General features: G+C 71.3%; 13 protein-coding genes and 1 riboswitch. Of the genes, 7 read left to right on the top strand and 6 right to left on the bottom strand.

The features are described 5' to 3' along the window. On the top strand, window positions 1-1,457 hold a 1,457-nt coding region (locus CIB93_RS31445; protein WP_096631836.1), incomplete at its 5' end, for a DUF5691 domain-containing protein. Window positions 1,458-1,611: 154 nt separating this feature from the next. On the opposite strand, the gene CIB93_RS31450 is transcribed toward CIB93_RS31445, so the two are convergent. Next, on the bottom strand, window positions 1,612-2,025 hold the full coding sequence (locus CIB93_RS31450) for a cobalamin B12-binding domain-containing protein (protein ID WP_096631838.1): 414 nt from the start codon (window positions 2,023-2,025) through the stop codon (window positions 1,612-1,614). Window positions 2,026-2,484: 459 nt separating this feature from the next. Between CIB93_RS31450 and CIB93_RS31455 the strand changes: the two genes are divergently transcribed. Continuing rightward, on the top strand, window positions 2,485-3,348 hold the full coding sequence (locus tag CIB93_RS31455) for an alpha/beta fold hydrolase (RefSeq protein ID WP_179500312.1): 864 nt from the start codon (window positions 2,485-2,487) through the stop codon (window positions 3,346-3,348). A 206-nt stretch (window positions 3,349-3,554) separates the two neighbouring features. Beyond that, complete coding sequence (locus CIB93_RS31460) at window positions 3,555-5,249, top strand: M23 family metallopeptidase (RefSeq protein ID WP_096631841.1); 1,695 nt, start codon at window positions 3,555-3,557, stop codon at window positions 5,247-5,249. Window positions 5,250-5,309: 60 nt separating this feature from the next. On the opposite strand, the gene pcrA is transcribed toward CIB93_RS31460, so the two are convergent. Next, window positions 5,310-7,748 carry a DNA helicase PcrA gene (pcrA, locus tag CIB93_RS31465; protein WP_096631843.1) on the bottom strand — a complete coding sequence of 813 codons (2,439 nt, stop codon included), beginning with the start codon at window positions 7,746-7,748 and terminating at the stop codon, window positions 5,310-5,312. A 258-nt stretch (window positions 7,749-8,006) separates the two neighbouring features. Next, window positions 8,007-8,175: riboswitch (cyclic di-AMP (ydaO/yuaA leader) on the top strand. Here pcrA and CIB93_RS31470 point away from each other — a divergent pair. After that, window positions 8,174-9,370 carry a C40 family peptidase gene (locus CIB93_RS31470; RefSeq protein WP_179500310.1) on the top strand — a complete coding sequence of 399 codons (1,197 nt, stop codon included), beginning with the start codon at window positions 8,174-8,176 and terminating at the stop codon, window positions 9,368-9,370. (Overlaps the previous riboswitch by 2 nt.) A gap of 116 nt (window positions 9,371-9,486) precedes the next feature. Here CIB93_RS31470 and CIB93_RS39230 read toward each other — a convergent pair whose 3' ends face one another. Then, complete coding sequence (locus CIB93_RS39230; RefSeq protein WP_257002446.1) at window positions 9,487-10,098, bottom strand: hypothetical protein; 612 nt, start codon at window positions 10,096-10,098, stop codon at window positions 9,487-9,489. A gap of 53 nt (window positions 10,099-10,151) precedes the next feature. After that, window positions 10,152-10,505 (bottom strand): hypothetical protein, encoded by a 354-nt coding sequence (locus tag CIB93_RS31480; protein WP_096631845.1) that lies wholly within the window; start codon window positions 10,503-10,505, stop codon window positions 10,152-10,154. 252 nt (window positions 10,506-10,757) lie between these two features. Between CIB93_RS31480 and CIB93_RS31485 the strand changes: the two genes are divergently transcribed. Next, a complete protein-coding gene (locus tag CIB93_RS31485) occupies window positions 10,758-11,843 on the top strand; it encodes a C40 family peptidase (protein ID WP_096631847.1) in 1,086 nt (361 codons plus the stop codon). Window positions 11,844-11,865: 22 nt separating this feature from the next. On the opposite strand, the gene CIB93_RS31490 is transcribed toward CIB93_RS31485, so the two are convergent. Further along, window positions 11,866-12,561: a response regulator transcription factor gene (locus CIB93_RS31490; protein ID WP_096631848.1), complete on the bottom strand. Its 696-nt coding sequence runs from the start codon at window positions 12,559-12,561 to the stop codon at window positions 11,866-11,868. Next, complete coding sequence (locus tag CIB93_RS31495; protein WP_096631850.1) at window positions 12,558-13,844, bottom strand: ATP-binding protein; 1,287 nt, start codon at window positions 13,842-13,844, stop codon at window positions 12,558-12,560. Before CIB93_RS31495 ends, CIB93_RS31490 begins: the two co-directional genes overlap by 4 nt. Before the next feature lie 626 nt (window positions 13,845-14,470). On the opposite strand from CIB93_RS31495, the gene CIB93_RS31500 reads away from it, so the two are divergent. Further along, window positions 14,471-15,532, top strand: a complete 1,062-nt coding sequence (locus CIB93_RS31500) for a glycosyltransferase family 2 protein (RefSeq protein ID WP_179500311.1) — start codon at window positions 14,471-14,473, stop codon at window positions 15,530-15,532. Next, complete coding sequence (locus CIB93_RS31505; RefSeq protein WP_096631853.1) at window positions 15,523-15,720, top strand: hypothetical protein; 198 nt, start codon at window positions 15,523-15,525, stop codon at window positions 15,718-15,720. The genes CIB93_RS31500 and CIB93_RS31505 overlap by 10 nt, the downstream gene beginning before the upstream one ends. The last annotated feature ends 116 nt before the right edge of the window (window positions 15,721-15,836 follow it).

The raw sequence follows: 15,836 nt of genomic DNA on the forward strand, positions 1-15,836 counted from the left end.
TGCGGCAGCGGGCGGGACTGCTGCCCGCCGCGCCCGAGGCCCGTCCGGAGCTCACCGCCCCCGATCCGCGCCCGCCGCTCCCCGAGGCCGCCCGGCAGCGGCTCGCCCACCTGCTCGCCGACCGGGCCGGGCCCTCGGGCGGCGGGCGGCGCGGATCGGCGCCCGACCTCACCGAACTGATTCCCCAGTGGCTGGCCACCGCCAACCGGAAGGGCTTCCGGGCCCCGGCCGCCCTGGTGCCCGCGCTGCTGGACGCCGCTCGTGCCCGCACCGATCTGCGGCCGCAGGCGCTCGCGTTCGCGGGGCCGCGGGGGCTGTGGCTGGCCGGGCTGAAGCCCGAGTGGAAGTTCGCCCTGCGCGGTTCCGCGAACGGATCGGTCCGGCCCGACATCACCGACCCGGAGGCGGTGCGCAGTCTGTGGGAGGAGGGGCTGTTCGCGGAGCGGATCGCGCTGCTCGACGCCGTACGGGCCCAGGATCCGCCGGCCGCACTGGCCCTCCTCGCCACGACCTGGTCCACTGAACGGGCCGAGGACCGGCTGATGTTCCTGGACTCGCTGCGGACCGGGCTCAGCGGTGACGACGAGCCCTTCCTGGAGCAGGCCCTGTCGGACCGCAGCCGCAATGTCCGCGCCACTGCCGCCGAGCTGCTGTCCGCCCTGCCCGGGTCTGCACTCGCCGGGCGGATGGCGGCCCGCGCGACGTCCTGTGTGAACCCGGACCGTTCGGGAGGCGGTGCGTCCATCGCCGTGGAGGCGCCGCACGAGTGCGACGCGGGCATGCAGCGCGACGGTGTCGTCGCCGTCCCGCCCACGGGCCGGGGCGAACGGTCCTGGTGGCTCGGGCAGTTGGTGGAGGCCACGCCGCTCGGCATCTGGGAGGAGCGGTTCGGCGGGCGCCCGGCCGAGGACATCGTGGCCCTGCCCGTCGCCGACGAGTGGGCCGTCGAACTGCACACCGCGTGGTGCCGGGCGGCGGTGCGCCAGCGCAATCCGCAGTGGGCACGAGCCCTGCTCGGGGCCCCTTCGGCGCCTCCGGCGAGCGGCCCGGGGACCGCCTCGATCGCCGAGCGTTCGAAGCTGCTTGCGATCCTTCCCCAGACCGAACGCGCCTCCTGGATAGCCGAGTTCGTCGCGGCACACGGCCTGTCGGAGGCGTTCCAGCTGCTCGGGGTCTGCGCGGTCCCTTGGACCGGACCGCTCGGGCGCGCGGTGGTGGACGCGCTCGACATCGCCCGGGACGGCGGGAGTTATCCGTGGAGCTTCAGCGGGGTGATGGGCCTCGCGGAACGCTGCCTGGACCCGGCCGAGGCCGATCGACTGGAAGTCCTCACGGCCGCGCAGGACGAACAGGAGGGCGCGTCGCCCGGAGCCGGAGGGTACTGGTCGGAGGCCTTCCAGCGCCTGGTCTCCACCCTGCGGCTGCGCGCCGCGATGGAGGCGGAGCTGACAACCTGACGACCCCGCTCCCGCCCCCTCGCCTCTGAAACGCCCAGGCCCGCACCCACACCGGCGCCGGCACCGGCACCGGCACCCAAGTCCAGCCCCAGCCCCAGGCCCAGGCCCAGGCCCAGGCCCGAGCCAACGCCCAGGCCCGCACCCAAGTCCGGGCTCAGGTCTGCGCGGGCTGGCGGACGTTGGCGTTGACCCAGTCGACGATCTCGGTCGTCGTCGCCCCCGGCGTGAAGAGCTCAGCCACGCCCAGCTTCTTCAGCGGAGGAATGTCCGCCTCCGGGATGATCCCGCCGCCGAACACCTTGATGTCCTCCGCCTCCCGCTCCTTCAGCAGCTCGATCACCTTCGCGAAGAGCGTGTTGTGCGCTCCGGAGAGGATCGAGAGGCCGATGGCGTCGGCGTCCTCCTGGATCGCCGTGTCGACGATCTGCTCGGGGGTCTGGTGGAGCCCCGTATAGATCACCTCCATACCGGCATCCCGCAACGCCCGTGCGATCACCTTGGCCCCGCGGTCATGGCCGTCGAGTCCCGGCTTGGCCACCACCACACGGATCGGACCGGTCACACCCATCACTGCCTCCACATGGTCTCCCGCGCCTGAAGGGCCGGGGATGTGAACGAACGTTATCCACAGCATCCCGTACGCCGCCGTTTCGCGGCAGGCGGGGAGGGGGAAATCACACGTGGGACATGTTCGCCAGGCGTCGTCCCCCGTCCACGCGGTGTTCCGGCCGCGCGGGGACCCGGCGCAAGGGGAGCCGCTACGAGGTCGCCGTACCACCGCGCCGCCAGCCGCACGGCACGGTGGTACGGCCATCTTCGCCCGACCGACCGACCGGCTGACCGACCGGCTGGCCGACCCGGTCGCGACCTCGTGCCGACACCCCATGAGGGTCCACGGGGACGGGAGCCGCCTCCCCCGTGCACCAGTGCAGGAGGTCGGCCCGTGAAGGTCCTCCCTTTCCTCTCCCTACTGCTGAACCGCCCCCTACCACTGAACCGCCCCGGACTGCTACGCCTCCCCGGACTGCTGCACCGCGTCGGAAAGCCGCACCGCGCCGGACCGCTCGCCCGCCCCGGGCGCCCGGGCCCCCGCCTCTCCTCCGCGCTGCTCGGCGCCACCGCCCTGGAGCTGGTCGTCCTCGCCGGGCACCTGGCTGTCTACCCCTTCGGCCTCACCCCGGAGCGCCGCCGGCCGGTTCCCTCACCCGACCCGTCGCCCGCTCCGCGCCTCGCCCCGGCCTCCGCCCCGCCGCCCGTCGTCCTGCTGCACGGGTTCATCGACAACCGCTCCGTCTTCCTCCTCCTGCGCCGGACGCTGTCCCGGCACGGCCGCCGGCACCTGGAGTCCCTCAACTACTCCCCGCTGACACGCGACATCCGCACCGCCGCCGAACTGCTCGGCCGGCACGTGGAGGAGATCTGCGCGCGTACCGGGCACCGCCGGGTCGACGTCGTCGGGCACAGCCTCGGCGGACTGATCGCCCGGTACTACGTGCAGCGGCTCGGCGGTGACCACCGGGTCCGCACCCTCGTCACGCTCGGCACGCCGCACAGCGGCACCGCCGTCGCACCGGGGGCGGGTATTCACCCCATCGTGCGGCAGATGCGCGGCGGGTCCTCCGTGATCGAGGAGCTGCGCAGCCCCGCACCCGGCTGCCGGACGCGGTTCGTCAGTTTCTGGAGCGAGCTGGACCAGGTGATGGTCCCGGCCGAGACAGCGTGCGTCGACCACTCCGACCTCGACGCCGTGAACGTACGCGTCACCGGCATCGGGCACCTCGCGCTGCCCGTACATCCGGCGGTGGCCGCCGCCGTCCGTGAGGCGCTCGATGCGTGCGAGGCGCCGGAGGACACATCCGCCTCCGACGGAACGACAGCTTCCGTGGCCTGAAATAGAACATCTATCGAACGTAGGGCCAAGGCTGTGCCAGTCGTCCACCGAAAGACGGCCGATTGCCCGTTTCCTACGGCCGTAAAACCCGTCGAAGATTGTCGTCCTCACATACTGCCGGGTACAGTCGCGGCCACTGCTTCCCCCCTGGGGACCCGCTGGCCGGGACCCAGAACAGTCCTGCTGCCGAGGCGAGAGAGAAGTTGGTGAACGACCAGCACCCCCACGCCGGGCCCGTCGGGTACGACAGTCAGTCGACCGGCAGCTTCGCCACCGACCCGCTCTTCGGCTCCCTTCCGGGTGCGCACGAATCCGGCCAAGCAGCCGACTACGACTCGGCCCATCAGGCCACCGCGACCGCCACCACCGGGTACGACGGCACCTACGGCGGCGAGTCCTACGGCGGCTACAGCGGCGCGTACGACACCACCGCCTGGGACACGGGCGCTCACACGGACGCCCAGCAGACGGCCACGGCCGCCGCGACCGCCACATACGACGGCTACACGGATCATTCGCAGGTCCACCAGCAGTGGGACACGACCGGGCAGCAGTGGGACGCCACCGGCGCCTGGCAGCAGACCGTCGACCAGGACGCGACCGGCCAGTGGACGGCCGCCGAGACCGGCGCCTTCCCCACCACCGCGTTCAGTTCCGCCCCGTACGGCACGGACGCCTACGACACCGGGGCGTACCCGGTCGGCACCGCCTACGGGACCGACGGCGGCTACAGGGCCGACGGCGGCTACGGGACCGACGCGTACGACACCGGGGCCCACGACACCACCGCCTTCGCCACCGGCGCCTACACGGCCGACGGGTACGGAACCGGTGCGTACGGCACGAGCGCGTACGGCACCGGCACGTACGACACGGGTGCCTATGACGCGACCGCCTGGAACTCCGGCGCCACGCCCGAGGAGTCCGCGTACGGACCCGAACAGACGTCGTATCCACTGTACGAACAGCAGACGCACGAAGGGGGCGTGGAAGCGGGCACGGACACAGCCCCGTCCTCCACCGCCGAGCTCGCCACCGAGGCAGCCCCCGCCACCGACGACGCTCCGGAGCCGGACGCCGAGGACTACGCGAACCACGCGCCCGCCCCGCACCCCGTGAACCGCGCCGTCGTCCGCCCGCCCGCCGCCCGCAACCGGGCCCGGCGCCGCAGCCCCGCCAAGCGCTCCGCGCTCCTGACCGTCGCGGTGCCCTCCGCCTGCGTGATGAGCGTCGCGGGCATCGCCGCCGCCTCGGTCAGCGGGATGTCCGGCGGCGAGGAGAAGCCGGAGGAGGCGACCGCCTCCATGGCGATCGCGGACCCCAGCACGGTCAGGACGGTCGCCGCCAACAACAAGCTCGACAACCAGCTGGAACAGCTCTCCGAGGGCAGCGCCGACTTCCGCGAGCGCGCGAGCCGCACCCAGGAACGCATCGACCTGCGGGAACGGCAGGCGGCGGAGAAGAAGAAGCGCGAGGAGGAGGCCGCACGCCGCGAGGCGCTGCGCCCCAAGTTCGTCCTGCCGGTGAAGCAGCACGGGCTGAGCGCCTACTACGGCCAGGCGGGCATCAACTGGATGTCCGTGCACACGGGCATCGACTTCCCCGTCTCGTACGGCACTCCGGTGATGGCCGCGACCGACGGCACCGTGCGCACACAGCTGAACAGCGCGTACGGGGTCATGGCGATCGTGACCGCGGCCGACGGCACGGAGACCTGGTACTGCCACCTCAGCAGCACCAAGATCCGCTCGGGCCCGGTCAAGGCCGGTGACGTCATCGCGTACTCCGGGAATTCGGGCAACTCCACCGGCCCGCACCTGCACTTCGAGGTCCGGCCGGGCGGCGGCGCGGCGGTCGACCCGCTGGCGTGGCTGCGCAGCAAGGGCGTCGACCCGACCTGACGCGCGCACACGGTGAAGGGGGCCCCGGGCGTGGGGCCCCCTTCACCATGTTCTCCGCCGCTACAGCTTCTCGACCGGCGCGTACCGCAGCAGCAGCTTCTTCGGGCGTTCGTCCCCGAAGTCGACCGTCGCCTTGGCCTGGTCGCCCACGCCTTCGACGGCCGTCACCGTGCCGAGGCCGAACTGGTCGTGGGTGACCCGGTCCCCCACCACCAGGGTGACGACCGGCTTCTCCGTACCGCGCCGGGTCGCGAAACCCGAGGGGCCGGAGCGGGAGCGGGAGGAGGAGAGCGAGGACGTGATGCCCGAGGTGGGTCCGGCCGGGGCGGCCATCGGACCCTTGCGCTTCCAGTCCAGGTGCTCGTCCGGGATCTCCTCCAGGAACCGCGAGGGCGGGTTGTACGACGGCTGGCCCCAGGCACTGCGCATGGCGGCGCGGGTGAGGTAGAGGCGTTCGCGGGCGCGGGTGATGCCGACGTAGGCGAGGCGGCGCTCCTCCTCCAGCTCCTTGGTCTGGCCGAGGGCCCGCATGTGCGGGAAGACGCCGTCCTCCATGCCGGTGAGGAAGACGACCGGGAACTCCAGGCCCTTCGCCGTGTGCAGGGTCATCAGCGTGATGACGCCGGAGCCGTCCCCGTCCTCGTCGGGGATCTGGTCGGAGTCGGCGACGAGCGCGACCTTCTCCAGGAACTCCGCGAGGGTGCCCGCGCCCTCCGTCTCGCCGCGCTCCTGCTCGAATTCGAGGGCGACGGCGGCGAGTTCCTGAAGGTTCTCGATGCGGGTCTCGTCCTGCGGGTCGGTGGATGCCTGGAGCTCTGCGAGATAGCCCGTGCGCTCCAGGACCGCTTCCAGCACGACGGCTGGGCCGGCGCCGGACTCGACGATCGTGCGCAGCTCCTCCATCAGCGTGTTGAACCGCTTGACGGCGTTGGCCGAGCGGGCGGCCATGCCGTAGGCCTCGTCGACGCGGCGCAGCGCCTGCGGGAAGGAGATCTTCTCGCGCAGCGAGAGGGCGTCGATCATCGCTTCGGCGCGGTCGCCGATGCCGCGCTTGGGCACGTTGAGGATGCGGCGCAGCGGGACGGTGTCCTCGGGGTTGGCGAGGACACGGAGGTAGGCCAGGACGTCCCGGACCTCCTTGCGCTCGTAGAAGCGCACACCGCCGACGACCTTGTAGGGCAGGCCGACGCGGATGAAGATCTCTTCGAAGACACGGGACTGGGCGTTGGTCCGGTAGAACACGGCGACGTCGCCCGCCTTGGCGTCGCCCTTGTCGGTGAGGCGGTCGATCTCCTCGGCGACGAACTGGGCCTCGTCGTGCTCGGTGTCCGCGACATAGCCGGTGATGCGGGCGCCGCTGCCGGCGTTGGTCCAGAGGTTCTTGGGGCGGCGGCTCTCGTTGCGCTCGATGACCGCGTTGGCGGCGGAGAGGATCGTCTGCGTGGAGCGGTAGTTCTGCTCCAGGAGGATCGTCGTCGCGTCCGGGTAGTCCTCCTCGAACTGGAGGATGTTGCGGATGGTCGCGCCCCGGAAGGCGTAGATCGACTGGTCCGCGTCGCCCACCACGCACAGCTCTGCGGGGGCGTCGTGCTCCCCGGCCGGGCCGACCAGTTCCCGTACCAGCGTGTACTGGGCGTGGTTGGTGTCCTGGTACTCGTCGACCAGGACGTGACGGAAGCGGCGGCGGTAGTGCTCGGCGACGTCCGGGAAGGCCTGGAGGAGGTGGACCGTCGTCATGATGATGTCGTCGAAGTCCAGGGCGTTGGCCTCGCGCAGGCGGGCCTGGTAGAGCGTGTACGCCTGGGCGAGGGTCTTCTCGAAGCCATCGGCAGCCTGCCCGGCGAAGGTCTCCTCGTCGATGAGCTCGTTCTTGAGGTTGGAGACCTTGGCGGTGAAGGACTTCGGCGGATAGCGCTTGGGGTCCAGGTCGAGGTCGCGGCAGACCAGGGCCATCAGGCGCTTGGAGTCGGCGGCGTCGTAGATCGAGAACGACGAGGTGAAGCCGAGCTTCTTGGACTCGCGGCGCAGGATGCGGACGCACGCGCTGTGGAAGGTCATGACCCACATGGCGTTGGCGCGCGGGCCGACGAGCTGCTCGACGCGCTCCTTCATCTCGCCCGCGGCCTTGTTGGTGAAAGTGATCGCGAGGATCTGCCCGGGGTGGACCCCGCGCTCGGCCAGCAGATGGGCGATGCGGTGGGTGAGCACCCGGGTCTTGCCGGAGCCGGCCCCGGCGACGATGAGCAGCGGGGACCCGGCGTGCACGACGGCGGCGCGCTGTTCGGTGTTGAGCCCGTCGAGCAGCGCGGCGGAGTCGATCACCGGGCGCGGGTGACCGTCGCGGTAATACCCGTCCCGGGGCGGCGGGGGCGCGTCGAAGACGCCCTCGAAGAGTCCCTCCGGCACCGCTTCGGGTGCGTGGTCCTCGGGGGGCGGCGGAGGACCGTCCTCCGCGGGCTGGAGGCCGGTCAGGAAGCTGTCGTCAAAGAGGCTGCTCATCGCCTCCCGAGTCTAGGCGGCCGCACTGACAACCTTCCGCCGAAGTCCGGAAGGGGCCGTTCACACCGGCACACACGGACAGCGGACGTCCACGTTCCGTGAAGGAGTGCCCGGTCGGAGGGGGTGCGGGGCCCCTGATCCGCGAAGGTCACGAAAATGTATCGGGCATATCGCTCATCGTCCTTCCCAGCGGCGGGGCCGGTTGGCTACCGTGCTCGGTCAGGTGATCCGTACCTCCCTGAGGCGAACCGCGCCTGACGGACACCTCCGCCGAATCCGGCCTGCCCTCGCGGCGGTTCGGAACCGGGGACCCACACGCAGAACCGGGGTGAATCGGTCCGTACCTCTCCCGTCCGGACCGTAGGACAGCCTTCCGTTCCCGTCCGAACCCGACAGCTAACCCGGTAGGCGGTCCACGGAAGGAGATGCCGGTCTTGGCATCGCATCGCAAGCCGCGCGCGAAAGTGCGCACCGCCACACCCGCCGTCGGGCTGACGACGGCCGCGCTGGCCTCCGTCACCCTGCTCTCCACGCAGAGCGCGACGGCCGCGCCCGCCGAGCCCAAGCCCGCCGTCGAGGAAGTCCAGAAGAAGGTCGACGCCCTCTACCGGCAGGCGGGCTCCGCGACCCAGGAGTACAACCGGGCCAAGGCCGCCTCCGCGGCCCAGCAGACGAAGGTCGACACGCTGCTCTCCGACGTGGCCAAGCGGGCCGAGAAGATCAACGAGGCGCGCCGGGCGCTGGGGTCGTATGCGGCGGCGCAGTACCGCAGCGGCGGCATCGCGCCCACGGCCACGTTCTTCCTGGCGGACGACCCGCAGGGGTACTTCGACCAGAACCAGCTGATGAGCCGGGTGACGGAACGCCAGCAGAAGGCCGTCGTCGACTTCCGTAAGCAGCAGGCCTCGGCGGCGAAGAAGCGCGCGGAGGCGGTGAAGAGCCTGGAGACCCTTACCGAGACGCAGGCCACGCTCGCCGCCAGCAAGAAGGACGTGCAGACCAAGCTCACCGAGGCCCGGTCCCTGCTCTCCCGGCTGACCGCCGAGGAGAAGGCGCGGCTGGCTGAGCTGGAGCGCAAGAAGGAGGCCGAGGCCAAGGAGAAGGCGGAGAAGCTGGCCCGCAAGCAGGCCGCCGACGCGGAGCAGCGGGCCGAGGCCGAGGAGAAGGCCCGCGAGGAGGCCGCGAAGGAGTCGGGCGGCGGTACGGGGTCGGGCTCCGGTACGGGTACCGGTACGGGTACGGACTCCGGCACCGGCGCGGGCAGCGGTTACGCCGCCAAGGCGGAGAAGGTGCTGGCCTTCGCGCGCGCCCAGATCGGGAAGCCGTACGTGTGGGGGGCCTCGGGCCCGTCCTCGTACGACTGCTCGGGGCTGACGCAGTCGGCGTGGCGCGAGGCGGGCGTGGACCTGCCCCGGACGACCTGGGACCAGGTGAAGGTCGGCACCCGGGTCGCCACCTCCGACCTCCAGCCCGGTGACCTGGTCTTCTTCTACGACGACATCAGCCACGTCGGCATCTACAAGGGCGACGGGATGATGATCCACGCCCCGAAGCCGGGTGCGAACGTGCGCGAGGAGTCGATCTACTACATGCCGATCTACGGGAGCGTGCGCCCGGCGTAGTAGGGGGAAGCAGGGGTTCCGGGTGCCCGGGGTGCCGGTGTGCGGGAGCCGGGGTGTCAGGGTGCCGGGAGCTGCTGCCACCACCCGGGCTCCCCCGGTCGGTCCCGACGCCCCGGTCAGTGACCGCCCTGGTTCCTGACGCAGGGCCCCGTTCCGGGCTGGGGTTCGATGTAGGCCCCGTGCACGTTGCTCGTGATCCCGTCCTGCGACGCGTTTCCGGAGACGCAGGCGTTCCCCGTGTGGACGCTGTAGAACCCGTGGCCGACGTAGACGCCGTGCTCCTCGCCGCAGCCGAGGTTCTTCAGCGCCTTCTTGAGCCGCTCGTCGCTGAGGTCGCCCTCCCGCATGGCCTCTTCCAGCTCGCCCCGGATGAGCTCGGCCGAGGCCTCTCCCCGGGCGCGGGCCTCCTCGGTCAGCTTCCCCGCCATGCGGTACGCGTGGTTGTCGGCGTAGTTGGGGGGCATGTCCGGGTGGCCCTGACCCGCCTCCTGGCGGTCGCCGCCCTCGTCCGGGGCGGGAGCGGAGGAGGCGGGAATCTCCTCGGGCGTCCGGTCCGACCGCGCGCACAGCGGCCGGGGGCTGAAGGAGGGCTGGGGGCTCGCGGAGGACGCGGCGGCCGATGCGGCCGATCGCACCTCGCCGCCCTGCTGGGTCCCGCACGCCGTCAGTGTGGCGGCGACGAGGGCAGCGGCGGCGGCGGAACGTCTGAAGGGAATGTGTACGGGCATGAACACAGCATCCCGCCCAGGGGCGCGGGCGTTTCGAGCGGGGCTGCTCAGGCTCAGGTCCAGATCGTGGCGATGAAGACATTGGCGGCCGTCAGCCCGCCGACCGCCGCGAACGCGCCCTTGTCGACCGTCTCGTCGTCCCGCTTGACGTAGACCAGGGCGAGGATCACGACCAGCAGGGCGAGCTTGATGCCGATCTTGACGTTGTTCACGGCCTGGTCGTCGGCCTGGTTGAGGCCGACCAGAACCATGCCGGTGACAAGCATGGTCAGCGCGCCGTGCAGCATGGCGGGGGTGAAGCGGGCGGTGCCCGCCCCCATGGCCTTCATCTGCGTCAGGAAACCGCCCAGCAGGGAGGCGATGCCGATGATGTGCAGGGCGACGAAGACCTTGATGAGTACGTCCATGGCTCCGGAGCCTAGCCATGGCGAAGGTTGCACCCTTCAGTGAGGCGAACCTTCCTTGCGTACTTCCCCATGAGTGATCCCGATGGACTGAACCTGAACATCTTGAATGGCCCTGATCATCCGTGAACGGAGAAACGTCACATCAGGGCAATAGCTGTCATGCCGACTCTTTTCTCCGTGCCCGGATTAGCGTCCATCCCGGACCCCGTCGGCATCCCCCGGCGGGCAGCCGACAGGAAGGATGCCGCCCCCGTGGCAGCGCACCGCAGGTCAGCTCACCGAAAACCCAAGCAGCGCCCGCTCACCGGCCCTGCTGCCCGCACCGCGGCCACCCTGGCGCTCGCCGGGGCCGCAACCGCCGGATCGGTCACCGGGGCCGGGGCCGCCCCCGCCGAACCGGCGGCCCCCACCGCCACCCAGGTCCGGGCCAAGGTCGACCGGCTGTACCACGACGCCGAGGTCGCCACCGAGAAGTACAACGGGGCGAAGGAGAAGGCGGCTGCCGCCACCCGTAGCCTCGACGCCCTCACCGACGAGGCGGCCCGCCGCACCGGCCGCCTCAACACCGCCCGCAACGCGCTCGGTTCGCTGGCGACCGCCCAGTACCGCAGCGGAACGCTCGACCCGGCCGTACAGCTGGCGCTCTCCTCCGACCCCGACGCCTACCTGGAGCGTGCGGCCTTCCTCGACCGGGCGGGCGACCGCCGGCGGGGTGTGCTCAACGGCATCCGGCGGCAGATCTCCCAGATCTCCCAGGTGAAGGCCCGCGCCGACCGGGAGGCCGAGCGGCTCGCCGCCCGCCGCGCCGAACTGCACGAACACCGCACCGCGATCCGCACCAAACTGGCCGACGCCCGCAGGCTCCTGGACACCCTGACCGCGGACGAGCGCGCCGCGTACGAACGTTCCGCCGACGCCCGGCACGGCGGCGCCCCCGCCCCCGCCCACGCCGACCGCTCCACCGCCCGCACCCCCGTCGCCGCACCCAACTCCCGTGCCGCCCGGGCCATCGCCTTCGCCCACGGCGCGATCGGCAAGCCGTACGTCTGGGGCGCGACCGGCCCGAACGCCTTCGACTGCTCGGGCCTGACCCAGGCGGCGTGGAAGGCGGCGGGCGTCAGCCTGCCGCGGACCACCTACACCCAGATCAACGCCGGACAGCGAGTGCCCCGCTCCCAACTGGCCCCCGGCGACCTGGTCTTCTTCTACTCCGGGATCAGCCATGTCGGCCTCTACATCGGTGGCGGCCGCATGATCCACGCCCCGCGCCCCGGCGCCCCGGTCCGCATCGCGCCCATCGACCAGATGCCGTTCGCGGGCGCGACCCGGGTGGCGTGAGCCCGTAACAGGCAGCGGCGCCTCAGACCAGGCGTCGCGCCGTCGCCCACCTCGTCAACTCGTGCCGGTTGGAGAGCTGGAGCTTGCGGAGCACCGCCGAGACGTGCGACTCGACCGTCTTCACCGAGATGAACAGCTGCTTGGCGATCTCCTTGTACGCGTAGCCGCGCGCGATCAGCCGCAGCACCTCGCGCTCGCGCTGGGTGAGGCGGTCCAGGTCCTCGTCGACCGGCGGGGCGTCCGTGGAGGCGAAGGCGTCCAGGACGAAACCGGCCAGGCGGGGCGAGAAGACGGCGTCGCCCTCCTGGACCCGGAAGACGGAGTCGACCAGGTCGGTGCCGGTGATCGTCTTGGTGACGTAGCCCCGCGCCCCGCCCCGGATGACCCCGATGACGTCCTCCGCGGCGTCCGAGACGGACAGGGCGAGGAAGCGGACCGGGTCCTCGGCGGCGCTCATCAGGGGGGCGCAGCGACGCAGCACCTCGACGCCGCCGCCGCCCGGGAGGTGGACGTCGAGGAGGACGACCTCGGGGCGGGTCGCGGTGATGACCGTGACCGCCTGGTCGACGTCGGCGGCCTCACCGACCACCTCGACGCCGGTCTCCTCGGTGCGGCCGATCTCGGCCTGCACCCCGGTGCGGAACATCCGGTGGTCGTCGACGAGCACGACCCGTACCCGCCGCTCCGGGCCCCCGGTGGCTTCGGTGTTCTCGGTCATTCGCTCGCCCTCTCCATCTCCAGCTCGACCTCGGTGCCCCCGCCGGGCACCGAACGCAGCCGGGCGCTGCCGCCGTTGCGCTGCATCCGGCCGATGATTGATTCTCGTACGCCCATGCGGTCCCCGGGAACCTCGTCCAGGTCGAAGCCCGGACCCCGGTCCCGTACGGACACGAAGACCGTACGGCCCTCGACCTCCGCGTAGACCTGCACGGCGCCGCCCTCGCCACCGTACTTGGCGGCATTCACCATCGCCTCGCGCGCGGCCTGCATCTGCGCGCTCAGCTTCTCGTCGAGCGGGCAGTCGCCGACCACGACGACTTCCAGGGGCACGCCGTGTTTGTCCTCGACCTCGGCGGCGGCCCGCTTGACCGCCTCGGCCAGGGTCTCCGGTTCGTCGTCCTCGTCCTTGCCGGTGCCCTCGGGGTTGTAGAGCCAGTTGCGCAGCTCGCGCTCCTGGGCGCGGGCGAGGCGTCTGACCTCGCCGCCGTCGTCCGCGTTGCGCTGGATCAGGGTGAGGGTGTGCAGCACCGAGTCGTGAACATGGGCGGCGACCTCGGCCCGCTCCTGGGCGCGGATGCGCATCAGGCGCTCCTCGGAGAGGTCCTGGGTCATCCGCACCAGGTAGGGGCCCGCGAGCAGGAAGATGCCGGTCAGCACGGCGATGGCGGCGGTGAGCACGTTGCCCAGCTGGGCCGCCGAGCCGCGTACGACGAGGAACACGGCGAGGCCGAGGCCGACCAGGGCCACTCCGGCGAAGCCGCGCGCCAGGTGGAGCAGCTTGCGGTTGCGGCCGACCTCCATCCAGCGGGCGCGGCGGGCGTTGTCCGCCTGCCGCCAGACCAGGACGGAACCCGCGCCGATCAGGAGGGTGGGCCAGATGTAGCGGTCGGCCTCGCTGCCCATGTCGACGTTGGCGACGAACGTGACGGCCCCGAAGGTGAGGGCGACCAGCGCGAAGACCTGGCCCCTGTCCGGTTTACGGAGCTTGCGGCGGCCGTCCGCGGCGGTCTCGAACACCGAGCGCGGGGCCTCGACGCCGCCGACGCCGAGCGGGACGACGATCCAGAACACCGCGTACAGCAGGGCGCCCAGGCCGTCGGTGAAGAACAGCCCGAGGAACACGAACCGCACCCAGGCGACCGGCAGCCCGAGGTGTCCGGCGAGCCCGCGCGCGACGCCGCCGAGCATCCGTCCGTCGGCGCTGCGGTACAGCTTGCGCTGCGGCGGCTCCTCCGGGTCGGCGGTGAGGGAGCTGGCGGCTCGGGCGGTGGCGGCTGGCATACCCCGATCGTCACACGCGCGGGCGCGGGGCGGCATCAGGGTCACCCCCCGAAGTGACCCTGATGCTGTCCCCGGCGCACGCATGGTGGTGGCACCCCTCTCGATGCGGCCCGACGCGCGCCGGCACCTCCGGGACGCCCCCTTCTTGTACGACGGAGCCCCGGAGGGGTGCATGTGAGCTCGCTCACCGAACACCCGTCACCGCTCTGACGCCTCATCAAATACGCATAAGGCACCCTCAGTCGAGATCAGGCGGTTTCTCCCATAAGCGTGGCCGACGAAGTGGCCGGAATGCACACCCCGCACGTTGCCAACGCAATCAAATGGCAAGGCCGGGCCAGAGTTCGCCATCTCTTCGCGATCCGTACACCGAGACAGGTCCAGACCAATGACGAGAGGTGTGTGATCATGGCCGCTGCCAGGTGAACCAGGTACACAGTGCCGTGTGCTGCACACATCGATCCGCGCTCGACTGGAGAACCCTTATGGCATTGACAGGGCCAGCCCTGCTCGATTCCGAGGAAGCACTTCCCCAAGGCACCGAAGCCGTCAGGCCGACGCCGCCCCCAGCAGTGGCCAAGGTATTACCGAAAGCGCATCGCGAACCAGCACACGACACCGTCGTCGTGATCCCGGCCCGGAACGAGGAAGCCGAAGTACTCAGCTCCCTGGAGTCCCTGGCCGCCCAGACCCACCGCCCCGACCTGATCCTCGTCGTGGTGAACAACTCGACGGACGGCACGGAGCGGATCGCCCGCGAGTTCGCCGACCGGCCCGGCGTTCCGCAGACCCGGGTGCTGTGCCTGCCCGACAATCCCCACAAGAAGGCGGGGGCTCTCAACCATGCCCTCGCCGGTCTCGCCGAACAGTGCGGAGACCTCACCGGCGCGGCACGCTACGTCCTCGTCATGGACGCGGACACCTCCCTGCATCCGCGATTCGTCCAGCGGGCACGGATGGTCATGGAATCCGATCCGACTCTGGGCGGGGTGAGCGCCACCTGCTACGGCCGCAGCGGTCTGTGGCGGAACACATGGCAGCGCTACCTCACCGGCATGCAGATCATCGAGTACGGGAGGTACGCCCACACACGCTCACGGACCGACCTGCACACCATGGCCGGTGCCGGTTCCTTCTACAGCACGGCCGCCCTTCAGCACCTCATCGACGCCCGCGGCGAAGTCTTCTGGCAGCACAGCGGCAACCTGGTCGAGGACTACGAGACAACGCTGTCGTTGAAGGAGGCGGGCTGGCGGGTGACCGCCAACCAGTACTGCGTCGCCTACACCGACCTGATGCCGGTTCTCGGCGACCTGGTGCGCCAACGGGAGCGCTGGGTACGCGGAACACTGGACATCATGCGGCAGCGCGGCTGGACCCGGCACACGCGGCTCTCGATCGTCCAGTACGTACTCGGCCTCCTCGGCTTCGCCTACAGCCTCGGCTGGGTCGCCGTGTGGGCCGCCCAGTCCATCGCGCAGGGGCAGCCCGCCGGAGACCCGCTCTGGCTGCTCCTCCTGCTCGCCTGGTCGGTCTTCTCGGCGGTCCGGGTCATCCCACTGGGCTGGAAGGCGATGCTGGTGTGCGCTCTGCTCCTACCGGAGCTGGTCTTCCAGTTCATCCGTACCTACTGGATGGGTGCCTCCCTGTGGCGCTCCTACACCTCCGGAGCGGCCACATGGGCGTGACACACACCCTTTCCGAGCTGGGCCCGCTCGGCCTGGTCTTCCTCGGTGTCAGCCTGCTGATCCTCCTGTTCAGCGTCGGCTGCTACCTGGCCTCGTTCGCCCGCAGGTGGCACGACGCGCGCGTCGTGCACGAGCGCTCGGCGCGGCCGCCGGCCGTGTTCTCCTCCAGGGAGCCCTCCCCGGGGTGATCGGCGGCCCGGCCCGGCCCGGGCGCCGGGGCGCGGCGGGCGGACCAGCCTGCCGCGCCCCGGCCCTTCAGGGACGCACGCGGGCAATATCAGGGACCGTCCAGGGTCGGGGCGGG

Origin of the sequence: Streptomyces sp. WZ.A104 (assembly GCF_002382885.1) — a bacterium.
GTDB lineage: Bacteria > Actinomycetota > Actinomycetes > Streptomycetales > Streptomycetaceae > Streptomyces.

Coding starts and splice junctions, on each gene's coding strand:
- CIB93_RS31490 (WP_096631848.1), bottom strand. CDS start 12,561: ATGACCGAGAACACCGAAGCCACCGGGGGCCCGGAGCGGCGGGTACGG.
- CIB93_RS31505 (WP_096631853.1), top strand. CDS start 15,523: ATGGGCGTGACACACACCCTTTCCGAGCTGGGCCCGCTCGGCCTGGTC.
- CIB93_RS31450 (WP_096631838.1), bottom strand. CDS start 2,025: ATGGGTGTGACCGGTCCGATCCGTGTGGTGGTGGCCAAGCCGGGACTC.
- CIB93_RS31470 (WP_179500310.1), top strand. CDS start 8,174: ATGCCGGTCTTGGCATCGCATCGCAAGCCGCGCGCGAAAGTGCGCACC.
- CIB93_RS39230 (WP_257002446.1), bottom strand. CDS start 10,098: ATGCCCGTACACATTCCCTTCAGACGTTCCGCCGCCGCCGCTGCCCTC.
- CIB93_RS31495 (WP_096631850.1), bottom strand. CDS start 13,844: ATGCCAGCCGCCACCGCCCGAGCCGCCAGCTCCCTCACCGCCGACCCG.
- pcrA (WP_096631843.1), bottom strand. CDS start 7,748: ATGAGCAGCCTCTTTGACGACAGCTTCCTGACCGGCCTCCAGCCCGCG.
- CIB93_RS31480 (WP_096631845.1), bottom strand. CDS start 10,505: ATGGACGTACTCATCAAGGTCTTCGTCGCCCTGCACATCATCGGCATC.